The sequence below is a fragment of the Streptomonospora sp. PA3 genome, assembly GCF_009728995.1.
Lineage (GTDB): Bacteria > Actinomycetota > Actinomycetes > Streptosporangiales > Streptosporangiaceae > Streptomonospora.
Genome location: NZ_VTZW01000019.1, coordinates 200,029 through 224,530, shown reverse-complemented (window position 1 = coordinate 224,530; position 24,502 = coordinate 200,029). Strand labels below are relative to the sequence as shown.

Here is a 24,502-nt window from a genome sequence, read left to right as displayed (position 1 = left end):
CTGGCCGGCTTGCCGCCGAGCGGAGGTGCACCTGTGTTTTCGGAGGCCCGCCACCGGTGGTGCGGCTCCACCTGGGAAGGATCGCGTGCGCTCGGCGGCCAGGAAACAGGTGACGCGAAGCGTCTCCGTTGGGGTGGTGGCGGGCTGACGGGCGGGCGGATCGCGCTACGCGAGGCGCACCCATTGCCGCGACCTCGATGGTGGCCGCCCCAGGTGCTGCCCGGTGGGTTCCTGGAAAAGCCAGCGCCCCCGCTGTTCTTAAACACGGCCGGGCGGGCGGCGCCGCCCCCTAACCCCGCACGTAGCGGATGAACAGGGAGCCCTCCGACTCCAGCAGGCCCTCCATGCGCAGGTCGTGAGTGTGGGACGGGGCGGCACCGGCCACGATTCGGGTGGCCTCGGGGCCCAGCAGCCGCGGGCTCAGCGTCAGGCACAGCTCGTCCAGCAGACCCGCCGCGGTGAACTCGGCGAGCAGGTGCGGGCCGCCCTCGGTCAGCACGCGGTAGAGCCCGCGCTCGGCCAGCGCCTCCAGCACCGCCTCGGGGCGCACCGACTCCTCGCCGGCCACGACGACGTCGGCGCAGCGCGCGGCCTCCTTGCGGCGCTCGGCCGGCGCCGACTCCGTGGTCAGCACGATCGTGCGCGCATGGGGCGGCGCCGCCTCGAACAGGTCGGGGTGGACGTCCAGGGTGCGCGTGACCACCGCCAGGGGAGGGGTCGCGGGGCGCCCCTCGCGCAGGTCGCCCCACACCTCCCGGGGGCGCACCGGGCGGTAGCCCTCGATGCGCGCGGTCCCTGCTCCGGCCAGCACCACGTCGGCCTGCCCGCGCAGCACGCCCATCACGGCGCGGTCGGGCGGCGAGGACAGGTCGCGGGTGCGGCCCGAGGGGCCCCACGCCCCGCCGTCGGCGCTGGCGACCATGTTGGCGCGCAGCCAGGGCCGCGTCAGGTTCTCGGGGTAGGCGTAGGCGGCGGCGAGGTCGGCCTCGGCCTGCGGCTGGGGCAGCAGCGCGCGGAAGTGGGGGCCCTGACCTGCGGAGCCGGTGGTAGCGGAACTCATGCCTCCCGAGACTAGACGGCGCGGGCGGCTTCGGCCCGCCGGGGCCGGGGTGCGCCGCGGGTCAGCCGCGCCCGGGCTCGGAGTGGGGGACGCGCTTGAGCAGCAGCAGCGCCCGGTCGATCACCTGGACGGTGCCCGAGGCCGGCACCAGCGGGCGGTCGGCGACGTCGGGCTCGGCGGTGTCCAGGGTGGTCTGCCAGGCGGTGCCGTACTCCTCGCCGGGCAGGGTGAACTCCACCGCTTCGGTGCTGCTGTTGAGCAGCAGGAGGAAGGAGTCGTCGCGCACCGGGCGCCCCCGCGGGTCGGGGTCGCTGATGGCGTCGCCGTTGAGGAACACCCCCAGCACGCGGCCGCCCGCGCGCCAGTCGTCGCCGCCCATGCTGCGGCCGTCGGTGCGCAGCCAGGCGATGTCGGGCAGGCCGCTCTGCCCGGCCTTGCGGCCCTGGAAGAACCGGCGGCGCCGGAACACCGGGTGCTCGCGGCGCAGGCGCGCCAGCTCGCGCACGTACTCCAGCAGGTCCGCCTCTTCGTCGGCGTGCTTCCAGTCGACCCAGGAGATCTCGTTGTCCTGGCAGTAGGCGTTGTTGTTGCCGCCCTGGGTGCGGCCGATCTCGTCGCCGTGCGAGAGCATCGCCACCCCCTGCGAGCAGAACAGGGTGGCCAGGAAGTTGCGCACCTGGCGGCGGCGCAGGGTGACCACCTCGGGCCGCTCGGTGGGGCCCTCCACGCCGTGGTTGCAGGAGCGGTTGTCGTCGGTGCCGTCGCGGTTGTCCTCGCCGTTGGCCTCGTTGTGCTTGTGCTCATAGGAGACCAGGTCGGCCAGCGTGAAGCCGTCGTGGCAGGTGACGAAGTTGATCGAGGCGACCGGGCGGCGGCCGTCGTCCTGGTAGAGGTCGCTGGATCCCGACAGCCGCGAAGCGAGCTCGGGAACCACCGGCTCGCCGCGCCAGAAGTCGCGCACGGTGTCGCGGTACTTGCCGTTCCACTCGGTCCACAGCGGCGGGAAGTTGCCCACCTGGTAACCGCCCGGGCCCACGTCCCAGGGCTCGGCGATCAGCTTGACCTGGGAGATCACCGGATCCTGCTGGACGATGTCGAAGAAGGTGCTCAGCCGGTCGACGTCGTGGAACTCCCGGGCCAGCGCCGAGGCGAGGTCGAAGCGGAACCCGTCGACGTGCATCTCGGTCACCCAGTAGCGCAGCGAGTCCATGATCAGCTGCAGCGCGTGGGGATGGCGCACGTTCAAACTGTTGCCGCAGCCGGTGTAGTCGAGGTAGTACCGCAGGTCGTCGTCGGCCACCCGGTAGTAGCTGAGGTTGTCGATGCCGCGCAGCGACAGGGTGGGGCCCATGTGGTCGCCCTCGACGGTGTGGTTGTAGACGACGTCGAGCAGCACCTCGATGCCGGCCTCGTGCAGCGACTTCACCATGGCCTTGAACTCCTGGACCTGCTCGCCGCGCACGCCGTTGGCCGCGTACCCGCTGTGCGGGGCGAGGTAGGCCAGGGTGTTGTAGCCCCAGTAGTTGGTCAGGCCGCGCGCCACCAGCGCGTGCTCGGGCACGTAGTGGTGGACCGGCATCAGCTCCACCGCGGTCACGCCAAGCGAGGTCAGGTAGTCGATCATCACCGGGTGGGCCAGGCCCGCGTACGTGCCGCGCTGGTGCTCGGGGATGTCGGGGTGGCGCATGGTCAGCCCGCGCACGTGGGTCTCGTAGATGACCGTGCGGTGGTAGGGGATCTGCGGGCGCGCGGAGTTGCCCCAGTCGAAGTAGGGGCTGACGACCACGCATTTGGGTACATAGGGCGCGCTGTCGCGGTTGTTGCGCCGGCTGGGGTCGTCGAAGTGATAGCTGAACAGCGACTCGTGCCAGTACACGTCGCCTTCGATGGCCTTGGTGTAGGGATCGACCAGCAGCTTGTTGGGGTTGCACCGGTGGCCCTGATCGGGCGCGTAGGGGCCGTGGACGCGGTAGCCGTAGCGCTGCCCCGGGCCGACGCCGGGCAGATAGCCGTGCCAGACGAAACCGTCGTTCTCGGTCAGGGCCACCCTGGTCTCGGCGCCGCGTTCGCCGAAGAGGCACAGCTCGACGCGCTCGGCGGCCTCGGAGAACAGCGAGAAGTTGGTCCCCGAGCCGTCGTAGGTCGCGCCGAGGGGATAGGGGGAACCGGGCCAGACTTCCACCATGGCAAGCAATCTCGATTCTCATTCGTCAGGTGACGAGATGGTTGTTCCGTCCTGGCCGCGCGAGTATTCCTCGGCTTGCCGAATCTTGCAGGTCATTCGGCGTGCGATGCCCGATTTCGGATCGCTTGCGGCATTGCCCCGCGGTTTCGGTCAGCTCGGCGGCGCCCCAATCGGCGTTGCGGTCGTGCCCGCCGAGCACCGCCGCGCCCCCTACGCGGCCCGCGGCCGGTTGCGGTCGATGATCGCGGCGGCGTCGGTGCCGCGCGGCAGGCTGCCGAAGACGCGCCCCCAGTCGCCGCCCAGGCGCGAGCCGACGAACGCGTCGGCCGCCGGCGCCGGGCTGTAGCGGAGCAGCAGCGAGGCCTGCAGCAGCAGCGCCATCGACTCCACGATGCGGCGCGCCCGGAACTCCATTTCCTCCCTGTCGGACGTCTCGTGCAGCAGGTCCAGCAGTCCTTTCAGCGCGTCGTCGAAGCGGGAGTCGGCGCCCTCGGCGCGGCGGAGTTCGGCGACGAACGACTCGGCCGCCTCGGGATGGCGCGCCAGCGCCCGCAGCACGTCCAGCGCCGCGACGTTGCCCGAGCCCTCCCAGATCGAGTTCAGCGGGGACTCGCGGAACAGCCGGGGCATGCCCGACTCTTCAACATAGCCGTTGCCGCCCAGGCATTCCAGCGCTTCGGCGGAGTGTGCGGCCAGCCGCTTGGTCACCCAGAACTTGCCCACCGCCACGGCGGTCCGGCGGAAGGCGGCCTCGCCCTCGTCGCCGCGGACCGCCCTGTCGGCGGCGCCGGCCAGGCGCATCATCAGGGTGGTGGCGGCCTCCGACTCCAGGGCGAGGTCGGCCAGCACGTTGCGCATCAGCGGCTGCTCGACCAGCGCGCGCCCGAACGCCCGGCGCTGCTCGGCGTGGTGGACCGCCTGCACCAGCCCGGCCCGCATGCCGGCCGCCGAACCGATCACGCAGTCCAGCCGTGTGCCGTTGACCATCTCGATGATGGTGGGCACCCCGCGGCCGGGCTCGCCCACCGGCCAGGCGAAGGCGCCGTCGTACTCCAGCTCCGCCGAGGCGTTGGAGCGGTTGCCCAGCTTGTCCTTGAGCCGCTGGATCAGCAGCGTGTTGCGGGTGCCGTCCTCCAGCACCCGCGGCACCAGGAAGCAGCTCAGCCCCTCGGGCGCCTGGGCGAGGGTGAGGAACACGTCGCCCATCGGCGCCGAGGTGAACCACTTGTGGCCGGTCAGCCGGTAGCCGCCGCTGTCGGCGGGCACCGCGCGGGTGGTGTTGGCCCGCACGTCCGAGCCCCCCTGCTTCTCGGTCATCGACATGCCGGCGAGGATGCCGCCCTTGGACTCCGGCGGGCGCAGCCCGAAGTCGTAGCTGCACGCGGTCAGCAGCGGCTCCAGGCGCGCGGCCAGCTTGGGGGAGTGGCGCAGGGCGGGAACCGCCGCATAGGTCATCGAGACGGGGCAGCCGTGCCCGTTCTCCACTTGGGACCAGGTGTAGAACTTGGCGGCGCGGGCGACGTGGGCGCCGGAGCGGTCGTCGGCCCACGGCGCGGCGTGCAGGCCGCGGGTCACGGCCGTGTCCATCAGCACGTGCCAGGCGGGGTGGAAGTCGACCTCGTCGACGCGGCGTCCGTAGCGGTCGTGGGTGCGCAGCACCGGCTCGTTGGCGTTGGCCTGCTCGGCCCAGGAGTGCGCGCGGGCGGTCCCGGCCAGGCGGCCCAGCCCGTGCAGCTCCGCGGCCGCCCAGCCGGCCTCCTCGCGCTCCAGGCCGTCCAGCAGAGCGGGGTCGGCGGCGGCGTCGTAGTCCTCCAGCGGCTCGGGCTGGTTGAACACCTCGTGCGTGGGGGGCATGGGGCGGCCTTCCCTTCGACGACTCCCGAACGGGATTCGGTCACGATGGGACAAGCCTAGCGCCGCGCCGCGGAAATCCGGGGAACACGCCGCCACCGGGCCGGGGCCGCCGCCCACGGCGGCTCCGGCGGCAGGATGTGCAGCGGAGTCAGGAGTGTCAGCGTGTTCGTGCGAGGAACCCCGGGCCTTCAGTCCCGGGGGGAATCGCATCGCTCGTGTGTTGTTCGGGGCGGGTGGTGTAGCTAGCCAACGTGGTCACCGCCCCTGGTGTTGGCTGGTGCTGGTAAAGGCGGCCCTCAACCACAGGGGTTGAAAGGCCCGGGGCTTCGGCCCCGGGATCCCTTTACGGGTGCTTCTCCTCTTCGAGACTCCGCCATGTTAGGGAACAGCCCCTCTCCGTGTCCGGGAAATCCGCAGGACTGATTGTTCAGCCTGGTGAAGAGGCTTTGCCGCGGCCGGATCCCATGCACGCCGCGCCGCGTCCGGGGCCCGGTCCCCGGCCCCTACCGCGCCGCCGTACCCGGCACCGGAACGCGGCCCAGGGCCTCGTCGTAGCGGTGCAGGACCACCTCGGCGACCTCGGGCGCGTCGCCCAGGGCGGGGGAGACCGCGACCGCGCCCTCGGCGAAGGACTGCTCGGCCACCCGGTCGGCGAAGTACCCCGGCGCCAGCAGGTAGCCGGCCACCGCCACCCGCGCGGCGCCGCGGGCGTAGAGGCCGGCCACCGCCTCGCCGGGCGTGGGTGAGGCGGCCGAGGCGAAGGCGGGCACCACCCGCTCCCACGGCCCGCGGCGCTCCAGCTCGGCCGCCGTGCGGGCGATCACCGCGTTGGCGTCGGCGTGGCTGGAGCCCGCCGACGCCAGCACCAGCGACGTGCCCGCGCCGTGCGCCCCCGGAGTCTGGGCCAGCCGCCGCTCGACCGCGTCCAGCAGCAGCGGGTGCGGGCCCAGCGTCGCGCCGTAGTGCACGTCCAGCCACGGGCGCGACTCCCGCACGCGGTCCAGTACCGCCGGCAGGTCGACCTTGCTGTGGTAGGCGGCCGTCAGCAGCGCCGGCAGTACCACGGCCTCGCCGGCCCCCTCGGCCGCCAAGGCCCGCAGCGCCGCCTCGGCCTCCGGCGCGACGTGGTCCAGGTAGGCCACGCGCACGTCCAGGCCGGGCCGCAGCGCCCGCACCCGGTCGAACAGCGCCTCCACCGCCCGCGCCGAACGCGCGTCGGCGCTGCCGTGGGCCACGGCCACCAGCGGCACGCCCGCGTCCTGCTCTCGGCTCATCTGGTATCCGCTCACAGGTGGATGCCGCACTCGGTCTTGTTCAGGCCCGCCCAGCGCCCGCTGCGCGGGTCCTCGCCCTCGGCGACCCGCTGGGTGCAGGGAGCGCACCCGATCGAGGGGTAGCCGTCGTACTGCAGGGGGTTGACCAGGACGCCGTTCTCCTCGATGTAGGAGTCGACGTCCTCGCGGGTCCAGCGGGCGATCGGGTTGACCTTGACCATCTTGCGGCGGCGGTCCCACTGGACCACCTTGGTGCGCCGGCGGGTGGCGGCCTCGTCGCGGCGCAGGCCGGTCAGCCAGGCGTCGTAGGGCTCCAGCGCGCGCTGCAGCGGCTCGACCTTGCGCAGGTGGCAGCAGATGTTGGGGTTGCGGCCGTGCAGGCGCGGGCCCAGGTCGCGGTCCTGCTCGGCCACGGTGCGCTGCGGCGTCACGTTGATGAGGTTGATGGGGTAGACGGCCGCCACCGCGTCGCGCGTGCCGATCGTCTCGGCGAAGTGGTAGCCGGTGTCCAGGAAGATGACGTCGATCCCGGGCACCTCCCGGGAGGCCAGGTCGACCAGGAGTGCGTCGGCCATGGAGGAGGTCATGCAGAGCCGGTCGCCGAAGGTCTCGGCGGCCCAGCGGATGATCTCCCGGGCGCTTGCGTCTTCGAGTTCGGCCGCGGCCCGATCCGCCAGATCCTGGCCGCTGTCCAATGTGACGTTCATGCGTTCCCATCCGTCGGTCTCCGGCCGCCGTCGGAACCGCCGAAGGCGGCCGACCGCAGCCCGATGAACTTCACCCGGAACACCCGCGCGCAGGACAGGCAGGCCCAGGCGTAGCCCGAGCCCGATTCGCCGTCGCCCTCGTGCGGCATCAGGTCCTCGTCCCCGCAGTAGGGGCAGTAGTGGGGGGCGGCGCGTTCGCTCATGTCCGTCCACCCCTCCTCTCGGGCCGTTCGTCCGGTTCGGGCCGAACGCCGGCGCCCCGCGGGCGCCGGCCGGTACCGCTCACTTCAGATCGCCGTCCTCGGCGCGGGCCGCCCAGGCCGCGAACGGCTCGCCCTCCTCGCGCTGGTCCAGGAAGCGCCGCAGCACCCGCTCGATGTAGTCGGGCAGCTCCGCCGAAGTCGTCTTGAGCCCGCGCACCTTGCGGCCGAAGGCGGGGTTGAGCCCCATGCCGCCGCCCAGGTGCACCTGGAAGCCCTCGACCTGCTCGCCGTCGGCGTCGGTCACCAGCTGGCCCTTCAGCCCGATGTCGGCCACCTGGATGCGCGCGCAGGAGTTGGGGCAGCCGTTGAGGTTGATGGTGACCGGCTCGGGGAAGTCCGGCAGCCGCCGCTCCAGCTCCTCGATCAGCGTGGAGCCGCGGTCCTTGGTCTCGACGATGGCCAGCTTGCAGTACTCGATGCCGGTGCAGGCCATCGTCTGGCGGCGGAAGACGCTGGGCCGCACCTGCAGGTCCTCGGCCTCCAGCGCCGCCGTGACGGAGTCGACCCGGTCGTCGGCGATGTCCAGCAGCACCAGCTTCTGGTCGGCGGTGGTGCGGATGCGGTCGGAGCCGTGCTCCTCGGCGATGTCGGCGATGCGCGAGAGCAGGGTGCCCGAGACCCGCCCCACGCGCGGCGCGAAGCCCACGTAGTTGCGGCCGTCGCGCTGGCGGTGCACGCCGATGTGGTCGCGCTGCAGCCCCTCGCGCATGTCCACCTCGGGGCCGTCGGGCAGCGCGTAGCCCAGGTACTCCTTCTCCAGGACCTCGCGGAACCGCTCCGGCCCCCAGTCCTTGATGAGGAACTTGATGCGGGCGCGGTGGCGAAGCCGCCGGTAGCCGTAGTCGCGGAAGATCGAGGTGACCCCGGCCCAGACCTCGCTGACCTGCTCGGGGCGCACGAAGGCGCCCAACCGCTGGGCGAACATCGGGTTGGTCGACAGCCCGCCGCCCACCAGCAGGTCGAAGCCCGGCGCGCCGTCGGGGCCCACCACGCCCGCGAAGGACACGTCGTTGATCTCGTGGTTGGTGCAGAAGGCCGAGCACCCCGAGATCGAGGTCTTGAACTTGCGCGGCAGGTTGGAGAACAGCGGGCTGCCGATGTAGTCGTCGTAGACCTGGCGGATCTGCGGGGTGGCGTCGAGGATCTCGTCGGCGTCGATGCCGGCCACCGGGCAGCCCATGATCACGCGGGGGGTGTCGCCGCAGGCCTCCATGGTCGACAGGCCCACCGCCTCCAGCTTCTCCCAGATCGCGGGCACATCCTCGACGCGGATCCAGTGCAGCTGGACGTTCTGGCGGTCGGTGACGTCGGCGGTGTCGCGCGCGTAGGTGGTGGAGATCTCGCCGATGGCGCGCAGCTGGGCGACGCTGAGCTGGCCCCCGTCGATGCGCACCCGCATCATGAAGTAGCGGTCGTCGAGCTCCTCGGGCTCCAGCACCGCGGTCTTGCCGCCGTCGATGCCCGGGGCGCGCTGGGTGTACAGGCCCAGCCAGCGGAAGCGCCCGCGCAGGTCGGCCGGGTCGATGGAGTCGAAGCCGGCCTTGGAGTAGATGTCGATGATGCGCTGCTGGACGTTGAGCCCATCATCGTTCTTCTTGTTCTCTTCGTTCTTGTTCAGCGGTTCCCGATAGCCGAGGGCCCATTGGCCCTCGCCTCGTCGCGGCCGGGAGCCGGTCGATGCGGACGTGGGAGGCATTGCGGGGTCCTCCGAAGCGGTTGCGCGGGGCGCAGGGGCCGGCGCGCACCACGGCGGGACCTCGCTGCCCGGCACGGCATCGTGCACACGGGCGCGGTGGTTCGGCGTGGATCAACGTCGGCGCCGCTTGCGCCCCGGAGAATCGGGCGTAGGAATACGAAGCGGCGGGGTCAGCCGACGTTGCGACAGATGGCGCTGCGGACCCGAAGGAAGTCCACGTGCCGGCGCACGCAGAGCATCGGGTCCAAGGCAGCGATCATGTCTTCGACAATGCCATGCCGACTGCGGGCTTGTCCAGGTGCCCAACGCCCCCGGCGGCCGTGAAGAGCGTCACTTGACAGAAGGGCGGCCGCGTGCTCCCGAGCGGGCGCGATCACGGTCGGCTATCGAATCGGCCGGTGAGCGTGCCCGCGACCGGACGGCAGCGGCCCGGCCGCCTAGGTTGGTAGGTGTGTGGGGCCTGTGGAGTCGCATCGTGGAAGCCGCCGAAGCGCGCGTGGCGGCCTGGCGGGAGCGCCACCCCGCGCTGAGCGCCCCGGCCGTGCTCGCCGGCCGCACCGCGCGCTCGCTTTCGCGGGCGCGCGTGGTGGGGCTGGCCGCGGAGTCGGCGTTCTTCTCCCTGCTGTCGCTGCCCGCCCTGCTGCTGGGGCTCGTGGGCACGCTGGGGCACATGCGGCCCATCCTGGGCCAGTCGACGGTGCTGGAGATCCGCGCCTGGCTCCTCGGCCTGGCCTCGACCGCGCTGACGAGCGACACCGTCGAGTCCGTGGTCGCCCCGCTCGTCGACGAGTTCCTCAACGGCGCCCAGGGCGGGCTGCTGTCGGTGACGTTCCTGGTTTCGCTGTGGTCGGGCTCGCGCGCCATGAACGTCTTCATCGACGCCATCACCATCGCCTACGGCCTCGACGAACTGCGCGGCTACCTGGCGCAGCGCGTGCTGGCCCTGCTCGCCTACCTCGGCGGGCTGATATTCGCGCTGGTGGTCCTGCCGATCCTGGTGGCGGGCCCCGCCCTGGTGCACGATCTGCTGCCGGTCACCGTCGGCTACCTGCACCTGCTCTACTGGCCGCTGATGGGCGCCCTGTCCACGCTGGCGGTGGCGGCGCTGTACGTGCTCAGCACCCCGGTGCGCACCCCGCTGTGGCGCTACCTGCCCGGCGCGCTGGTGGCGATGCTCGTGCTGCTGGCGGGATCGGTGCTGCTGCGCGTCTATCTGGACGCCTCCTTCGGACAGGTCACCATATACGGGTCGCTGGGCGCACCCATCGCGCTCCTGGCGTGGCTGTGGCTGATGGCCCTGGCGGTGCTGATCGGGTCGGCGCTCAACGCGGAGATCGACGCCATGTGGCCGACCCCCCGCACGGCCGCCGCCCGCGCCGAGATCGCCGCCCGCCGCCACGAGCGGGCCCGCCGCATGGTGCAGCGGCGCGAGGAGGCCCTGGAGGCCACCGGCAGGCCCGAGGACGCGGGCGAGCCGCCGGAGGAGACCGCCGCGCGCCTGCGGCGCCTGCTGGGCTGGGGCGTCGACCGCCACAGCCAGGAGGAGGCCGAGCCGGACACCGGCGCCGCCGCCGGCGGGCCGCCCCGGCGCCGGCAGGACGCCGGTCCGGCCGAGGACGCTCCGCGCCGGGACTCCGGCCCGGAGCCGCCGGCCGGGCCGCGGGCGGACGACGCGGCTCCCGCTCGCTCCTCCGAGCCGCCCGCGCCGGCGCGGGAGCCCGGGCCCGCTCGCCCCGCCGCACCCGCCGAGGGCGCCCGGTCGGCCGCGGAGGACGGATCCGCCCGCCCGGGGGCCCGGCGGCCCGGCGGGCGGCGGCCCGCGGACCAGGACCCCGGCGATTCCGACGGCGCCCCCGGCCGCAGCGGCGCCTCGCCCGGCGCGTTGCCGCGCCCCCGCGACGAGGACCGGCAGAGCCCTCCGGCATCCTCGTAGAAACCGGCGCGTTCCACCCCGAACCCCCGCACCCGCGCCGGCCAGGTGATCCCCATGGCCCGCGCCCGATCCCGCCCCCGCGTCCCTCCCCGTCCCGCCCGCTTCGGCCCGGCCCGCGCCGCCGCCGCACTGGTGCTGGCGGCCGCGGTGCTGGCCGGCTGCGACGCGCTGCCCTGGCCGGAGGCCGACGGTCCCCCGGCACCGCCCTCCCCCTCCGCGCCGCCGCCCGCGCCCGCCGCCGACCCGCCCACCGGTGCCGAGGTCGAGCGCGCCCGCGCCCTCCTGCGCGCCGCCGAGGTCGCCCCGGAGGGCTCCGGGGCGGGCTACGAGCGCGAGGAGTTCGGCTCCTCCTGGATCGACGCCGACGGCAACGGCTGCCCCACCCGCCACGACGTCCTCGCCCGCGACCTGCGCCGGACCCGCGTCGCCGACGACTGCACCGTCCTGCGCGGTGTGCTGGAGGACCCCTACACCGGGGAGCGGATCGAGTTCACCGCCGAGGACCCCATGGAGGTGCAGATCGACCACGTCGTGCCGCTGGCCCTGGCCTGGCGCACCGGCGCCCGGGAGTGGGACGGCGACACCCGCGTCGCCTTCGCCAACGACCCCGGCAACCTGATCGCGGCCGACGGCCCCGCCAACCAGAGCAAAGGCGATTCGGGCCCGGGGGAGTGGCGGCCGTACCCGCCCTTCCGCTGCTCCTACGCCGTCACCTACATCGGCGTGATCGACGAGTACGGCCTCTGGCTGCCGCCCGACGACCACGCCGCCCTGGGCGCCATGCTGAGGACCTGCTGACCCGCTGCGCCCCCGCCGTTCGCGCCGCGCCGCCCGCCGCGCCGGTCTCCCGGCGGAGTCGTCCGGTAGCCCGCTGCGACGCGATCCGGTCGGCCCTGGTGTACGGCCGGATGTGGCCAGAACACCTCGGCCGCCCGGCGCCTGCGGAGCTCGGGCCCGAACGCGGCCGATAGTGTGCACGGCGGCGGGACGCCGACCGGCCGCGGCGCAGGTGGCGGCGCATGAGGCCGCGGAATCCGCGGCGCGGTCCGCGCGACGGCCGCGGCCGCGCGGGGCCGACCGAGTCCGAAGGCCCGGGCAGGCCGGAAGTATCATCGCCCTGACCCGTGATGACTCCCCGCAGCGGGCCGCGGCGCGCGGCCGGCCGCGGAAGCGGCGCCTTTCGCCCGGGGCCCGGAACGACAGCATCCCCTCACTGACGGAACAGGTTCAGCACGAATGACCGCAGCGTCTCCACCGCGACGAGCGCCCTACGCGGTCCGCTCCGGTGCGGCCCGGCCGCGGAGGCGGCCGTGACCGATCCGGCGGCCCCCCACCCCAGTCCCGTCATCCTGGTCGTCTCCGCCGACGAGCGCAGCGCCGAAGTCACCATCGAGCGCCACACCCGCACCGTCTTCGGCGCCACCCCCAAGGAGACGCGCAACGCCGCGCTGGACCTGGCCGCGGACTACGCCGCCCACCTGGGCACGCCGGTCCTGGTCAACGCGCGCGACAGCAACGGCTCCTGGCAGCTGATCGTCAGCCCCACCGGGGTCGTGCGCGCCGCGGGCGGCACCGAGGCGGCCCTGCTGAGCGGCCGCAGGAAGCGCGGGCGCGGCCGGACCGCCGCGCTGGCCGCCGCCGGCGCCGTGCTCGCCCTGGTCCTCGTCGCCGGGGGCGCGGTCGCCGCGGTGCGCTACGGCCCCGCGCTGCTGCCCGAGCAGCCGACCGACGGGCAGCCGGCCGTCACCATGGAGACCCGCCAGGCGCCGCCCGGATTCACCCCGCAGGCCGCCTGGCGCCGGCCGATGCACGAGGACACCCGGCCCGACGTCGCCTCCGGCGGCGAGCGCGCCGCCTACATCGACCCCGGCGGCAGGCTGCGCGTCATCGGCCCCGACGGCGAACCCGAGTGGACCGCCGATCTTCCTCTGGCCGCCGAGGAGGTCGTCAGCGGTCCGCGCCTGGTGCGTGCGGGCACCGGCGAGGCCGTGGCGGTGGCCGGAGGCCGGGCGCTGTGGCTGTGGCCGCCCGACGGAGGCACCCCGCGGGAGGTGCCGCTGCCCGAGGGCGCCGAGGTCAGCTACGCCGGCGGCGGCCCGCTGGTCATCGCCGGCGGCCGCGCCTCGATCCCCCTCGACGGCGAACTCGCCCCCGTCCGCAAGCCCGAGGGCACCGGAGCGCTGCTCTCCGACGGGCGGCGGGTGCTGACGGCGGTGGTGCGCGGCCCCTGGATCTGGGTCGCGCCCGACGGCACCACCGAGAGCGTCGAACCGAAGGCGCCCGAGGGAGCGGAGTCGCTCCACGAGGTCTACACCGCCGGCGGAGGGTTCGTCCTCGCCGCCTGGACCACATCCGGCGGCGGCCACATCGTGGCCTTCCACGACTGGTCCGACGGCTCGGTGGCGGCCGCCACCGAGGCACCGGTCGAGGGCCTGGACGAGGCCGCGCTGGTGCACAGCCGCGGCGCGGCCGCCTTCGGCCCCGTCGTCGCCGATCCGCAGGCTGGCAGCGCGACCGCCCTGGAGGGCTTCCGCGCCGTCAGCGCCTCCGGCGACACCGTCTTCGGTGAGGTGGGCGGTGTCGCCGTCGCGACCACCGCCGGCGCCGAACCGATGGAACTCGAGGGCGACGTCGCCCGGCCCTGGGGCCTGCTCGGCGGACGCGCGATCGTGGTCGCCGACGGCGACCTCTACGCCCTCGTGCCCGAATGATCCCCCCTCAAGCAGCAGAAAGGAGTTCTATGTCCTGGACACCACGCGCAGTCGGCGTGGCCGCGGCCGGCTTGCTGGCCGCAGGCTTCGCCGGTGCGCCGGCCTACGCCGACACCGCGGAAGCGGCCGGCGACCAGGCCGTTGACACCGAGCAGCAGTCGCAGCCGGCGTCCGAGGAGCAGTCGGTCGTCGAGCCGCAGCTCGGTTCTCTGGGCGAGGCCGTCGGAGCCCTCGACGAGGACGTCGATCCGGAGCCGGACCCGCTTCCGGATCTCCCGATCCCGGATCCGGATCTCCCGGACCTTCCGGGCGGCGACCCCGATCCGGGCGATCCGGGTACCGGCGACCCCGGTCCGGGTGACCCGGGCCCCGGTGGTCCTGGTGGCGACCCGGGCGGTGACCCGGGTGGCGACCCCGGTGGCCCGGGTGAGGACCCGGGCGGCGATCCGGGTGGCGACCCGGGCGGTGACCCCGGCGGTGACCCGGGTGGCGACCCGGGCGGTGACCCCGGCGGTGACCCGGGCGGCGACCCGGGCGGTGACCCCGGCGGTGACCCCGATCCGGGCGACGGCGGTGACGAGACCCCCGACCCCGGACCCGGAAACCCGGGTGACGGCGGCGACGACACCGGTGGCGACACCGGTGACGACGGCGGCGACCGCGGCGGCGTCGGCACCGGCAACCCGCCGGCCGACGAGGCCGGCGGCTCCGGCGGCTCCGGCGGGTCCGACTCCGGCGGCGGCAGCGGCGGAGACTCCGGCGCGGGCGGCGGCGACGTCGACGCCGCGGCCGGCGACTCCGGCGGCTACCTGCCCACCACGGGTGTCGACCTGTCCGGGTTCGTCCTCGGCGGCGCCATCGCGACCGGCATCGGAGCGGTGACCCTCTACGCCACGCGCCGTCCGGCGCGGGCGGAGTAGCACCGCACCGCCGACCGTTCCCGGCCCGGGCTCCTCGGGCCGGGAACGGCCCCCGGCACACCGAACGCTCCGTCAGGCCGGCGCGGCGCCCCCCGCCCCGGCGCGGCACTGGGGGCGCAGGCCCACCGTCAGCACGGCGGCGACCAGCCCCGCCACCGGAATCATCCACAGACCGGCGGTCAGGGACACCGCGTCGGCGACCACACCGATCAGCGGCGGCACGCCCAGGAAACCCAACCGGGCCAGCCACGCCGCCAGCGCGACCCCGTGGCCGCCGCCCAGCCCCGGGATCTCCCCGGCGGCCGCCAGCGACAGCGGGAACAGCGTCGCCACGCCCAGCCCCATGAGCCCGAATCCGACGATGGCGCCCAGCGGCGCCGACGTGGCCAGCGCCAGCGCCATGCCCGCTGCCGACAGCAGGGCCCCGGTGCGGGCGACGGCCACCGCGCCGAACCTGTCGGTGATGCGGTCGCCGGTCAGCCGGCCCACCGTCATCATCGCCTGGCAGGCGACGAACGGCAGCCCCACCAGGAACAGCGGAGCCGCGAGTTCGTCGCGCATGTAGACCGCACCCCACGACGCAGCGGAGTCCTCGATGGCCCCCGCCATCATCAGCAGCACGCTTACCACCAGCAGCAGCCCGATCGAGCGCCGGGGCACCCCCGGCCACGCGCGCCGCCCCCCGGTGCGCCCGGCGGCATCGGCGGCGCCGGCGGGCGGTGCGGTCGGCTGGGAGGTCCCCACGGGCTGGGCGGGTTCGGCCGAGGCCGCCTGCTCCTCGGCCTCGGAGCCGGGCAGGAGCAGGCGCGTGATCGCGAGCACGGCGGCGATCAGCGCCGCGGTGACCGCGGCCATGTGGACCGTGATCGGCACGCCCCACCCGGCCATCGCCGAGCCGGCCGCGCCGCCGGCCACGGCCGCGACGCTCCACAGACCGTGGAAGGTGTTGATGATGGACCTGCCGTATCGGCGCTGCACGCGCAGCCCGTGGGCGTTCATGGCCGAGTCCATCCACGCGTCCATCCAGCCTACGCAGAACAGCCCCAGCGCCAGCGCCCACCACGCCGGCGCGGTGGCCACCAGCGGCAGCACCGCCGCCAGGACCAGCCCCGAACCCACCGCGACGCGGCCGCTGCCGAATCTGGCGATCAGCGGGCCCGCGAGCATCCCTGTGAGCAGGGCCCCCAGCGGCATCGCGCCGATCGCCGTGCCCAGTTGGGTGTTGGACAGCTCCAACTGGGACTTGATGACCGGCAGCCACGGCACGATGTTGGCGAAGGCGAAGCCGTTGGCCAGGAAGAGGACCGCCACCGCCAGGCGCGCTCGGCGCACTGGGGTGTCGGCACCGTGCGCCGTCTCCTCTACCGCCATCGGACCTCCCTACGATAGGACGAATCAGCGCCGAGGCGCCCAGCGCAGGCTATGCGACCGCGCCACCCCGCGGCGGCAGGGGGTTGTGCCGGACGCGCCCTCGCCTTTACATATGATCTCCTGGCCGAAACCGGCCCCCCGCCGCGGCGGCGACCCCCCGCTTCCCCGCTCATTGGCTCATCCCACCGACGACCTCGGGAGTCCGCACCGATGATCGACCTGAGCGCGTTGCGCGAGAAACCCGTCCTGGCGGGCGAGCGCGTCAATCTGGTACCCCTTGCGGCCAAGCACGCCGACGACTTCTTCGAGTCGACCCGCGACGAGGAGATCCGCAGACTCACCGGCACCCATCGGCGCCCCGACTACGACGAGGTCCGCGAGTGGTGCGCCACCCGCGCCGACCAACTGGACCGCCTGGACATGGCGATCATCGAGGAGCCCGGGGGCCGGTTCGTCGGCGAGCTGGCCCTGGCCGACCTCGACGCCGACAACGAGAGCGCCGGCTACCGCATCGCCCTCTCGGCGATCGAGTTCACCGGCCAGGGGCTGGGCAGGGAGGCCACGCGGCTGATCCTGGACTACGCCTTCAACCGCGTGCGCCTGCACCGGGTCTGGCTGCACGTCTACGCGTTCAACATGCGGGCCATCGCCGTCTACCGCTCCTGCGGATTCACCGTGGAGGGACGGCTGCGCGACGCGCTGCTGTGGGACGGCCGCTACCACGACGCCCTCATCATGGGCGTCCTGGAAGGCGATTTCCGCCGGGCCGCCGGCTGACCTCCCGCTCACGGTCCCCGCGCCCGGGCGTGTGCGGGTCCGAGGCCGCGGCCAGAATTGCGCGCCGGCGAGGTTGGCGCGCGAAGGCGGGCGGGTATGCCCGTAGCACTTTCCGCCGCGCCCGGTGCGCGATCTGGACGAGGAGCGGCGCGCCCGCCACGCGGCGGCGATTGGGTGGAGCGCCGGAGAGCCTATGAACCCGCTGCCCGTATCACTGCCCTTCACCGACCGGTCCGAGGCCGGGCGCCGCCTCGCCGAGCGGGTGCGCCCGCACGTCGCCGACGACCCGCTCGTGCTGGCCCTTCCCCGCGGCGGCGTCCCGGTCGGCGCCGAGCTCGCCCGGCTGCTGCGCATCCCGCTGGACGTCGTCGTCGTGCGCAAGATCGGCGTCCCCGGCCATCCGGAGCTGGGCGTGGGAGCGATCGCCGAGGACGGCCACGTCTGCTACGACGACGCCGCGCTGGCGCGGCTGCGGCTGACACGGGAGCACCTGCAGCGCACCGTCGCCGCCGAGCGGGTCGAACTGGGCCGCCGGCTGGAGGCCTACCGGCGCGGCCGCCCGCCGCCCGACCTCCGCGGCCGCGACGTCGTCGTGGTCGACGACGGCATCGCCACCGGCGGCACCGCGCGCGCCGCCCTGCGCATGGTGCGCCGCAGCCACCCGGCGCGGCTGCTGCTGGCGGTGCCGGTGGCCGCCCAGGCCGCGCTCGACGCATTGGGCGGCGACGCCGACGGCATCGTCGCCCTCACGGTCCCCGACAACTTCCGCGCGGTGGGGGAGTGGTACCGCGACTTCGGCCAGCTCTCCGATGAGGAGGTCACCGCGCTGATCGGCGAGCCGCACGAGGCCCCGGCCGGACCCACCAGCGCCGTGCGCATCCGCGCCGGCGAAGTCACCCTCGACGCCGAACTGGCCGGCGCCGCGGGCGTGCGCGCCACGGTCGTGGTCGCACTTGGGCGCGGGCGCGAGGATCCGGCCCAGCGCGCGGTGGCCGCCGGGCTGGGCCGCGCGGGCTACGCCACCCTGCTGCTGGACCTGCTGACCGCCGACGAGGCGCGGCCCGCTGCGGCGGCGGCCGACCCGCGCGATGCCGGCGTCGGCGCGGCCGAGGCCGCCGACCGGCTCGCCGCGGCCGTGGGCTGGCTGCGGCGCTCCACCCGCACCGGCCGCGGGCGCGTGGGCGTGCTGGGCTCGGGGCCCGGAGTGCCCGCCGCGCTGCGTGCGGCGGCCGACCACCCCGCCGACATCGCGGCGGTGGTCCTCAACGGCGGGCGGCCCGACGCCGCCGCCGAGGAGCTGGGCCGCGTCCGCGTACCGGTGCTGGCGCTGGTCCAGGGCTCCGACTCCTTCGTGCGGGAGCTGGCCCAGTGGGCGGTGGGCCGCCTGGGCGGGCCGGGCGAGGTCCGCGAGGTCTCCGGCGCGGAGCGGCTGACCGGCAGCGGAACCGCCTGGCGCGAGGCGGGCGCGGCGGCCGCGGAGTGGTTCGACCGCCACCTGTGACTACGGCCCGGCGGCGGCCGTCCGGGACGTGAAAACCCGCGGCGCCCTCGACGAGAAGTCGTCGGGGCGCCGCGGGTAAGCGTGGCCGGGGGCCGCTTCAGAGAACTGTTGTCTCGGGTCGTCGTCCGCCGCGAGTCCAGCCCGGAAGGGCGGAAGTATCGGATCAGGCCGCGTTGGCGCGACGCATGCGGCGCCGGCGCTCGGACGCGCGCTCGTCTTCGTTCAGGCCGCCCCACGTTCCGTACTTCTCGGGTCGCGAAATCGCGTAGTCGAGGCACTCGGTACGGACAGGGCACTGAGCACAGATCTCCTTGGCCTTGCGCTCGCGGATCTCCCGCTCCGGCTGGCGCTCGCCGTCGGGGCCGAAGAAGAGCACAAGGTCCTCGCCCCGGCACGCGGCGGCATCCTGCCACCCCCAGTGCGGGCGGGGGCGCAGCGTGGCCTGCCGGCGTACCTGAGACATGGTTGAACCACCTCTACTGAAATCACTAGTAAGCTGTTGGGAAGACAGGGTTAGACAAAGCAGTCATACAGCGTGAGCAACCCCGCACGGCATGAACGCCATGCGTTGCCTCGGTGTTCCCGGGTGTGGTGCAGACCACGGCGCCGAACCGCCGAATATGGCAGGGCGCTCACGCGAAACGGCTCGGGAGGCGGTGCCGCCCTCCCTCGAGCCGGTACGTAATCATGCCATCCCCACTCCCGCTCGCGCACGGGGGGTGGGGAAATTACTCGCTCAACCGTTACCGAATCCGATCGGCACTGACCAATGTTTGGTCGTATGTCCGTTTTCGGTGTTGATTCGCGAGATCCGATCCGTTCAACCGGACATCAATCATCGTATTGACCGAGGCCGCGCCTGCCTAGGGGCGCGGCGTGATGAGCCGATCACATTCCGGTCGGAGCGGTGCGCACACCGCATGTGCGGCGCTTTCGATCGCCGCGATCGCGCCGCCGATCAGCGCCGCCCGAGCGGGGGCGGCGCTCAGACCGCGTCGGCCGTGCCCGGCTCCACGCGGGTGTAGGCCACATCCGACACCAGCTGGTCCAGATTCTTGGCGTAGACGCCGGCGCCGGTCGGGCTGAGCAGGGCGTCGTGCACGGCGAGGGCCTTCGCGGGGCGCACCGCGCGCAGGTAGTCGATCACCTCGGAGATCTTCGACCACGGGGCGTGCACCGGGAGCAGGAGGGTGTCGACGGGGTCCTCGGGAACGGTCAGCGCGTCGCCGGGGTGGAACACCGCGCGCTCGGAGTCGGCCACCCGGAACCCGACGTTGGAGATGACCGGGATGTCGGGGTGGATGACCGCATGGCGCTCGCCGTAGACGTGGACATCGAAGCCCGCCGCGCTCACCGTGTCGCCGTGGGCCACCGTGCGCACCCGGGCGCCCGTCTCGCGCAGCTCGGGCAACTGGTCCTCCAGCTGGGCCGCGATCCCCGCATGGGTGAAGACCTCCAGACCGGGCTTGGCCGAAGCGGCCGCGCGCAGCCGGTCGAGATCGAGGTGATCGGGGTGCTCGTGGGTGATCGCGACGGCGTCAGCGCCGACCGCGGCGTCGGCCTCACTGAAGCCCCCCGGGTCGATGACCAGGGCGGCGCCGTCGTGCTCCAGGCGTACGCAGGCATGTCCCAGCTTGGTGATACGCACGCTGCCGATCCTAACGCGCCCGCCCGCCCGCACCCCAAACCGATCGGCCCGCGCGCCGCCGATCGCCCCGCTCACCTGCGGGCACGTCCGGCGGACACCCGCGCGGGGCCTCCCGCGGGCGGCCCCTAGGGGAGGATTCGGGGTGGCGGCGCGGAACAGGGGCCGTGCAAGGACCGTCGTATGCGGGTAGAGGGCACCCGCCTCCGGCCGCCCGGGCGGCCGCACGATGCGATCGGAAAGGGATGCGAACCGCAGTGGAACTGCTCCGACTGCTTCTCAACGTCGTCTGGCTGGTCGTGGCCGGGTTGTGGCTGGCGCTGGGCTACGTCCTGGCCGGCGTGGTGTGCTGCCTCCTGGTCATCACGATCCCCTTCGGCGTCGCGTCCTTCCGGATGGCCGCCTACGCGCTGTGGCCCTTCGGTCGGGAACTCGCCCGCAGGCCGGGCTCGGGAGGGGCCAGCACCCTGCTCAACGTCGTCTGGCTGATCGTCGCCGGGTGGTGGCTGGCGCTGGGCCACATCGCCACCGCCGTCGGCCTGGCGGTGACCGTCATCGGCATCCCGCTGGCGTGGGCGTCGCTGAAGATGATCCCCGTCGCGCTGGCGCCATTCGGCAACGAGATCGTGCCTTCGGACGGCCCGCGCGACCCGTGGCGGTTCTGATGCCGAAGTGCAGCGCACGACCACGGTTCAAACGCCCGCCGATGCGGTAGCTTCGGCTGATCGGGCCCAGGCGCGGGGCGGTCGGGGAGGCGACTCGCCAAGGAAGCGGAAGTAGGGGGAAGACGTGCGATTGACACGGCCGTGGGAGTGGTCGCTGCTCACCCGGAGGCGCAGGCCGCGCGCCGAGTCCGACGAGCCGCAGGCCGGCGCCGCTCCCGAAACCGGATCCGAGGAGCCCCCGGCGGAGCCGGACGGCATGCTGGTGCGCGCGGGCAACGTGGCCTGGCGGCTGCTTCTGATCGGCGTCGTCGTGGGCCTCGTCCTCTACGGCCTCGTCTACATCCGGGTCGTGACCATCCCGGTGATCCTGGCGGTCTTCGTCACCGCGCTGCTCGCGCCGCCCGCCAACTGGCTCCGGCGCAACGGATTAGGCAGGGGCACCTCCACGGCCATCACCTGCGTAGGGGCGCTGATCCTGCTGGCCGGGGTCGTCACGCTGATCGTCCAGCCCGCCATCTCCGGCTTCTCCGGCCTGGTCGACAGCGTGCAGCAGGCGGTCGACGACCTGCCGAGCTACCTGCAGACCTTCGGGCTCAACCCCGATCTGGCCTCCACCGCGATCGAGGCGATCGAGCGCGAACTGCGCTCGCGCATGCAGGAGAACTGGTCGCAGTGGGTCAGCCAGGCCTGGGTGGCCGGCACCACCGTGCTGGAGATCCTGCTCGGCGTCATCCTCATCATCGTGCTGACCGTCTACTTCGTGCACTCCGGCGACCTGCTCATGGAGTGGGTGCGCTCGCTGTTCCCCCGCCAGACGCGCCCCTCCATCAAGGCCGCCACCGAGATCTCCTACGGCGTGATGGGCCGCTACGTGCGCGGCGTGGCGCTGGTCGGGCTCATCGACGCGGTGGGCATCGGCCTCTTCCTCGTCTTCCTGATCGACCCGGCGCTGGCCATCCCGCTGATCGTGCTCACCTTCGTAGGCGCGTTCCTGCCGGTCATCGGCGCGTTTTTGACCGGTCTGCTGGCGGCCATGGTCGCCCTGGTCACCCAGGGCTGGCTCATCGCCGTGGCGGTGGTCGCGGTGGTGATCGTGGTCCAGCAGCTGGAGAGCCACGTCTTCGCGCCGCGCGTCTACGGCAAGGCGCTGGAGCTGCCTTCGGCGGTGGTGCTGCTGGTCATCACCGTCGGCGGGATCCTCGGCGGCATCGCCGGGATGTTCCTGGCCACCCCGATCGTGGCCGTACTGGCGGCGCTGCTGCGCAACCGCCCGCTCGCCCAGGCGGCCGAGACCGGGCGCTTCGCGAGCCCCGGCGGCAGGCCCAGCGAGGTCGCCTCGGGCGACGACTCCGCCGGGCAGGGCGGCAGGGCCGCGCGGTCCTCGTCGGGCGAGCCGGGCCGATCGCAGCAGTCGGGCGCGGCCGACCGGGAGACCGGCGGGACCGGTGCCGCATCGCCGACATCGCGCGCCGACTCCGGCGCCGGCGAAAGCGGCTCCGCGCAGGGGTAGGCGGCGCGGGCGGGGGAACAAGGCCGCTGCAGCGCACGTTGCTCTGCTCGGGCACTAGTGTGGGCGGGTGCGTCCGATCCCGCGCGGGCTCCGCCGAGCCGCGCCCGGCCGGTCCCCGCCGCGCCTCGCTGGTCGTCCGCCCCGTCCGCGCCCCCTGCCCGCAGAAGGTTCACCGCCGCCATGCTGATCGCCTCCGACCTCGAACTGCGCGTGGGCTCCCGGCTGCTGCTGGAGCCCACCTCGCTGCGCGTCGCCGCCGGCGACCGCGTCGGGCTGGTGGGGCGCAACGGCGCGGGCAAGACCACGCTGACCAAGGTGCTCGCCGGCGAGGACTCCCCCACATCCGGCGCGGTCACCGTCAGCGGGTCGGTGGGCTACCTCCCGCAGGACCCGCGCGCCACCGACCCCGACGAGCTCGCCCGCGACCGCATCCTCTCGGCCCGCGGCATCGACGACGCGGTGCGCCGTATGCGCCGGGCCGAGGAGCGCATGGCCAGCGCCGACTCCAAGACCCGCGAGAAGGCGGCGCGCGCCTACGCCCGCGCCGAGGAGCACCTGCACGTGATGGGCGGCTACGCCGCCGAGTCCGAGGCCGCCTCGATCGCCGGCAGCCTCAAGCTGGACGACCGCGTGCTCGGCCAGCCGCTGGGGACCCTCTCGGGCGGCCAGCGGCGCCGTATCGAGCTCGCCCGGATCCTCTTCAGCGGCGCCGACACCCTGCTGCTGGACGAGCCCACCAACCACCTCGACGGCGACTCCATCGTCTGGCTGCGCGACTTCCTCAAGGGCCACCAGGGCGGACTCGTGGTCATCAGCCACGATGTCGAACTGGTCGAGGACGTCGTCAACAAGGTCTTCTACCTCGACGCCAACCGGTGTGTCATCGACGTCTACAACATGGGCTGGCGCGCCTACCAGGTCCAGCGCGAGGCCGACGAGCGCCGCCGCAAGCGCGAGATCGCCAACGCCGAGAAGCAGGCGGGCGCCCTGCAGAAGCAGGCCGACCGCTTCCGCGCCAAGGCCACCAAGGCCCGCGCGGCCCACCAGATGGAGAACCGGGCCGAGCGCATCCTCAACTCGGTGCAGGGCCAGCGCAAGGCCGACAAGGTGGCCAAGCTGCGCTTCCCCGACCCCGCGCCCAGCGGGCGCACCCCGCTGACGGCCAAGGGGCTGTCGAAGTCCTACGGGTCGCTGGAGATCTTCTCCGGAGTGGACCTGGCCGTCGACCGCGGCAGCCGCGTGGTCGTCCTGGGCCTCAACGGCGCGGGCAAGACCACCCTGCTGCGGCTGCTGGCGGGGGTCGAGGAGCCCGACACCGGCGAGGTCGTCCCCGGGCACGGGCTGCGCCTGGGCTACTACGCCCAGGAGCACGAGACCCTCGACACCGGGCGCACGGTGCTGGAGAACATGATGAGCGCGGCCCCCGACCTGCCCGAGGTCGAGGCCCGCCGCACGCTGGGGTCGTTCCTGTTCACCGGAGACGACGTCGACAAGCCCGCGGGCGTGCTCTCCGGCGGCGAGAAGACGCGGCTGGCGCTGGCCACGCTGGTGGTCTCCACGGCCAACGTGCTGCTGCTCGACGAGCCCACCAACAACCTCGACCCCGCCAGCCGCGAGGAGATCCTCAGCGCGCTGCGCAACTACAAGGGCGCCATCGTCCTGGTCACCCACGACGAGGGCGCCGTCGAGGCCCTCTCGCCGGAGCGGGTGATCCTGCTGCCCGACGGGGTCGAGGACCTGTGGAACGTGGAGTTCGCGGATCTGATCACCCTCGCCTGAGCTGGGCCGCCTGCTGAGCTTGCGAGGGCGACGCGCTCCGGCTGCGCCGGTTGACGTCCCCGGAATTGCGGTCTGGGTTAGGTGCTGTCCGAAAGGCGCGCAGCGCGCCGGGGCGACCCCGCTGCGTCGGCGACGGGTAGCCACCGGCTTCCGCATGGCTGATCATGGGCATTCAATGTCGCGTTGATCACCCGTGAGAATGGGAGGAAGCTGTGGCCGAGACCCTGAAAAAGGGCACCCGCGTGACCGGCACCGAACGTTCGGAACTGGCGAGCGAACTCAAAAGACGCTACGACGAAGGAGAGAGCATCCGTTCCCTTGCGGCAGCCACCGGCCGGTCCTACGGCTTCGTGCACCGGCTGCTGACCGAGGCCGGCGTCACCCTCCGCGGCCGCGGAGGCGCCACCCGCCGCGGCTGAGGCCGCCCGCCGCTGCCCTCCGACACCCCTTTCGGACGGCAAGCGCGCCTGTGACCGGCCGGAACCCCCGGCGCAGTGGTACAGCTCTCCGCGCGGCGCCTTGCACCGCACATCGCGTTCCCGCAGATCGCGAAACGGGCCTGCCCCGGCCCCGGCGGGACCGCATGGGAATGCCTCGGCTTCTTCCAAGGCGTCCGCGGAGAGCACCCCCCACCACCCCAACGGTGACGCT

Annotated in this window: 20 protein-coding genes; 10 read left to right on the top strand and 10 right to left on the bottom strand. The window is 73.7% G+C overall.

Translation table 11 applies throughout. The features are described 5' to 3' along the window. Positions 1-289: 289 nt before the first annotated feature. From FZ103_RS20330 to FZ103_RS20300, 7 genes are all read right to left on the bottom strand, one after another. Positions 290-1,060, bottom strand: coding sequence for a pyrimidine reductase family protein (locus FZ103_RS20330; RefSeq protein WP_156003445.1), 771 nt, complete (start codon positions 1,058-1,060; stop codon positions 290-292). 61 nt (positions 1,061-1,121) lie between these two features. Further along, complete coding sequence (gene glgX, locus FZ103_RS20325) at positions 1,122-3,245, bottom strand: glycogen debranching protein GlgX (protein ID WP_156003443.1); 2,124 nt, start codon at positions 3,243-3,245, stop codon at positions 1,122-1,124. 210 nt (positions 3,246-3,455) lie between these two features. Beyond that, positions 3,456-5,099, bottom strand: coding sequence for an acyl-CoA dehydrogenase family protein (locus FZ103_RS20320; protein ID WP_156003441.1), 1,644 nt, complete (start codon positions 5,097-5,099; stop codon positions 3,456-3,458). Between the two features lie 503 nt (positions 5,100-5,602). Further along, complete coding sequence (locus tag FZ103_RS20315; RefSeq protein WP_156003439.1) at positions 5,603-6,373, bottom strand: sirohydrochlorin chelatase; 771 nt, start codon at positions 6,371-6,373, stop codon at positions 5,603-5,605. A gap of 11 nt (positions 6,374-6,384) precedes the next feature. Next, the gene (locus FZ103_RS20310) at positions 6,385-7,080 is read right to left on the bottom strand and encodes a phosphoadenylyl-sulfate reductase (protein WP_156003437.1); all 696 of its coding nucleotides are present in this window, start codon (positions 7,078-7,080) and stop codon (positions 6,385-6,387) included. After that, complete coding sequence (locus FZ103_RS20305; protein WP_156003435.1) at positions 7,077-7,283, bottom strand: hypothetical protein; 207 nt, start codon at positions 7,281-7,283, stop codon at positions 7,077-7,079. The genes FZ103_RS20310 and FZ103_RS20305 overlap by 4 nt, the downstream gene beginning before the upstream one ends. Positions 7,284-7,362: 79 nt before the next feature. Continuing rightward, positions 7,363-9,039: a nitrite/sulfite reductase gene (locus tag FZ103_RS20300; protein ID WP_156003433.1), complete on the bottom strand. Its 1,677-nt coding sequence runs from the start codon at positions 9,037-9,039 to the stop codon at positions 7,363-7,365. A gap of 475 nt (positions 9,040-9,514) precedes the next feature. On the opposite strand from FZ103_RS20300, the gene FZ103_RS26235 reads away from it, so the two are divergent. From FZ103_RS26235 to FZ103_RS25900, 4 genes are all read left to right on the top strand, one after another. After that, positions 9,515-10,972, top strand: coding sequence for a YhjD/YihY/BrkB family envelope integrity protein (locus tag FZ103_RS26235; RefSeq protein ID WP_394350124.1), 1,458 nt, complete (start codon positions 9,515-9,517; stop codon positions 10,970-10,972). 54 nt (positions 10,973-11,026) lie between these two features. Further along, positions 11,027-11,770: an HNH endonuclease family protein gene (locus tag FZ103_RS20290; protein ID WP_156003431.1), complete on the top strand. Its 744-nt coding sequence runs from the start codon at positions 11,027-11,029 to the stop codon at positions 11,768-11,770. 512 nt (positions 11,771-12,282) lie between these two features. Next, positions 12,283-13,683 carry a hypothetical protein gene (locus FZ103_RS20285; RefSeq protein WP_156003429.1) on the top strand — a complete coding sequence of 467 codons (1,401 nt, stop codon included), beginning with the start codon at positions 12,283-12,285 and terminating at the stop codon, positions 13,681-13,683. A gap of 29 nt (positions 13,684-13,712) precedes the next feature. Next, positions 13,713-14,603: a hypothetical protein gene (locus tag FZ103_RS25900; RefSeq protein WP_156003427.1), complete on the top strand. Its 891-nt coding sequence runs from the start codon at positions 13,713-13,715 to the stop codon at positions 14,601-14,603. A gap of 72 nt (positions 14,604-14,675) precedes the next feature. Here the strand turns inward: FZ103_RS25900 and FZ103_RS20275 are convergent, their stop codons facing one another. Then, complete coding sequence (locus tag FZ103_RS20275; RefSeq protein WP_156003425.1) at positions 14,676-15,974, bottom strand: MFS transporter; 1,299 nt, start codon at positions 15,972-15,974, stop codon at positions 14,676-14,678. Between the two features lie 210 nt (positions 15,975-16,184). Here FZ103_RS20275 and FZ103_RS20270 point away from each other — a divergent pair, with 210 nt between their 5' ends. Both FZ103_RS20270 and FZ103_RS20265 read left to right on the top strand, forming a co-directional pair. Beyond that, a complete protein-coding gene (locus tag FZ103_RS20270) occupies positions 16,185-16,751 on the top strand; it encodes a GNAT family N-acetyltransferase (protein WP_156003423.1) in 567 nt (188 codons plus the stop codon). Positions 16,752-16,944: 193 nt separating this feature from the next. After that, positions 16,945-18,252, top strand: coding sequence for a phosphoribosyltransferase (locus tag FZ103_RS20265; RefSeq protein WP_156003421.1), 1,308 nt, complete (start codon positions 16,945-16,947; stop codon positions 18,250-18,252). Positions 18,253-18,415: 163 nt separating this feature from the next. Here the strand turns inward: FZ103_RS20265 and FZ103_RS20260 are convergent, their stop codons facing one another. Both FZ103_RS20260 and FZ103_RS20255 read right to left on the bottom strand, forming a co-directional pair. Then, the gene (locus FZ103_RS20260) at positions 18,416-18,715 is read right to left on the bottom strand and encodes a WhiB family transcriptional regulator (RefSeq protein WP_255430170.1); all 300 of its coding nucleotides are present in this window, start codon (positions 18,713-18,715) and stop codon (positions 18,416-18,418) included. 522 nt (positions 18,716-19,237) lie between these two features. After that, on the bottom strand, positions 19,238-19,900 hold the full coding sequence (locus FZ103_RS20255) for an MBL fold metallo-hydrolase (RefSeq protein ID WP_186356589.1): 663 nt from the start codon (positions 19,898-19,900) through the stop codon (positions 19,238-19,240). A 254-nt stretch (positions 19,901-20,154) separates the two neighbouring features. Here FZ103_RS20255 and FZ103_RS20250 point away from each other — a divergent pair, with 254 nt between their 5' ends. The 4 genes from FZ103_RS20250 (at position 20,155) to FZ103_RS20235 (ending at position 24,270) form a co-directional block, all read left to right on the top strand. Further along, entirely contained in the window at positions 20,155-20,562 is a 408-nt protein-coding gene (locus tag FZ103_RS20250) for a YccF domain-containing protein (RefSeq protein ID WP_186356588.1), read from the top strand. 124 nt (positions 20,563-20,686) lie between these two features. Beyond that, positions 20,687-22,072, top strand: coding sequence for an AI-2E family transporter (locus FZ103_RS20245; RefSeq protein ID WP_343233621.1), 1,386 nt, complete (start codon positions 20,687-20,689; stop codon positions 22,070-22,072). Between the two features lie 180 nt (positions 22,073-22,252). Next, positions 22,253-23,851 (top strand): ABC-F family ATP-binding cassette domain-containing protein, encoded by a 1,599-nt coding sequence (locus FZ103_RS20240; RefSeq protein WP_156003417.1) that lies wholly within the window; start codon positions 22,253-22,255, stop codon positions 23,849-23,851. A gap of 212 nt (positions 23,852-24,063) precedes the next feature. After that, on the top strand, positions 24,064-24,270 hold the full coding sequence (locus tag FZ103_RS20235) for a helix-turn-helix domain-containing protein (RefSeq protein WP_186356587.1): 207 nt from the start codon (positions 24,064-24,066) through the stop codon (positions 24,268-24,270). Positions 24,271-24,502 lie beyond the last annotated feature (232 nt).

What these genes read in the sequence shown, in the direction of transcription:
- FZ103_RS20330 (WP_156003445.1), bottom strand. Translation starts at nt 1,060, where the DNA reads ATGAGTTCCGCTACCACCGGCTCCGCAGGTCAGGGCCCCCACTTCCGC.
- FZ103_RS20260 (WP_255430170.1), bottom strand. Translation starts at nt 18,715, where the DNA reads ATGTCTCAGGTACGCCGGCAGGCCACGCTGCGCCCCCGCCCGCACTGG.
- FZ103_RS20315 (WP_156003439.1), bottom strand. Translation starts at nt 6,373, where the DNA reads ATGAGCCGAGAGCAGGACGCGGGCGTGCCGCTGGTGGCCGTGGCCCAC.
- FZ103_RS20320 (WP_156003441.1), bottom strand. Translation starts at nt 5,099, where the DNA reads ATGCCCCCCACGCACGAGGTGTTCAACCAGCCCGAGCCGCTGGAGGAC.
- FZ103_RS20310 (WP_156003437.1), bottom strand. Translation starts at nt 7,080, where the DNA reads ATGAACGTCACATTGGACAGCGGCCAGGATCTGGCGGATCGGGCCGCG.
- FZ103_RS20265 (WP_156003421.1), top strand. Translation starts at nt 16,945, where the DNA reads ATGAACCCGCTGCCCGTATCACTGCCCTTCACCGACCGGTCCGAGGCC.
- FZ103_RS20275 (WP_156003425.1), bottom strand. Translation starts at nt 15,974, where the DNA reads ATGGCGGTAGAGGAGACGGCGCACGGTGCCGACACCCCAGTGCGCCGA.
- FZ103_RS20305 (WP_156003435.1), bottom strand. Translation starts at nt 7,283, where the DNA reads ATGAGCGAACGCGCCGCCCCCCACTACTGCCCCTACTGCGGGGACGAG.
- FZ103_RS20300 (WP_156003433.1), bottom strand. Translation starts at nt 9,039, where the DNA reads ATGCCTCCCACGTCCGCATCGACCGGCTCCCGGCCGCGACGAGGCGAG.
- FZ103_RS20240 (WP_156003417.1), top strand. Translation starts at nt 22,253, where the DNA reads ATGCTGATCGCCTCCGACCTCGAACTGCGCGTGGGCTCCCGGCTGCTG.
- glgX (WP_156003443.1), bottom strand. Translation starts at nt 3,245, where the DNA reads ATGGTGGAAGTCTGGCCCGGTTCCCCCTATCCCCTCGGCGCGACCTAC.
- FZ103_RS20270 (WP_156003423.1), top strand. Translation starts at nt 16,185, where the DNA reads ATGATCGACCTGAGCGCGTTGCGCGAGAAACCCGTCCTGGCGGGCGAG.
- FZ103_RS20290 (WP_156003431.1), top strand. Translation starts at nt 11,027, where the DNA reads ATGGCCCGCGCCCGATCCCGCCCCCGCGTCCCTCCCCGTCCCGCCCGC.
- FZ103_RS25900 (WP_156003427.1), top strand. Translation starts at nt 13,713, where the DNA reads ATGTCCTGGACACCACGCGCAGTCGGCGTGGCCGCGGCCGGCTTGCTG.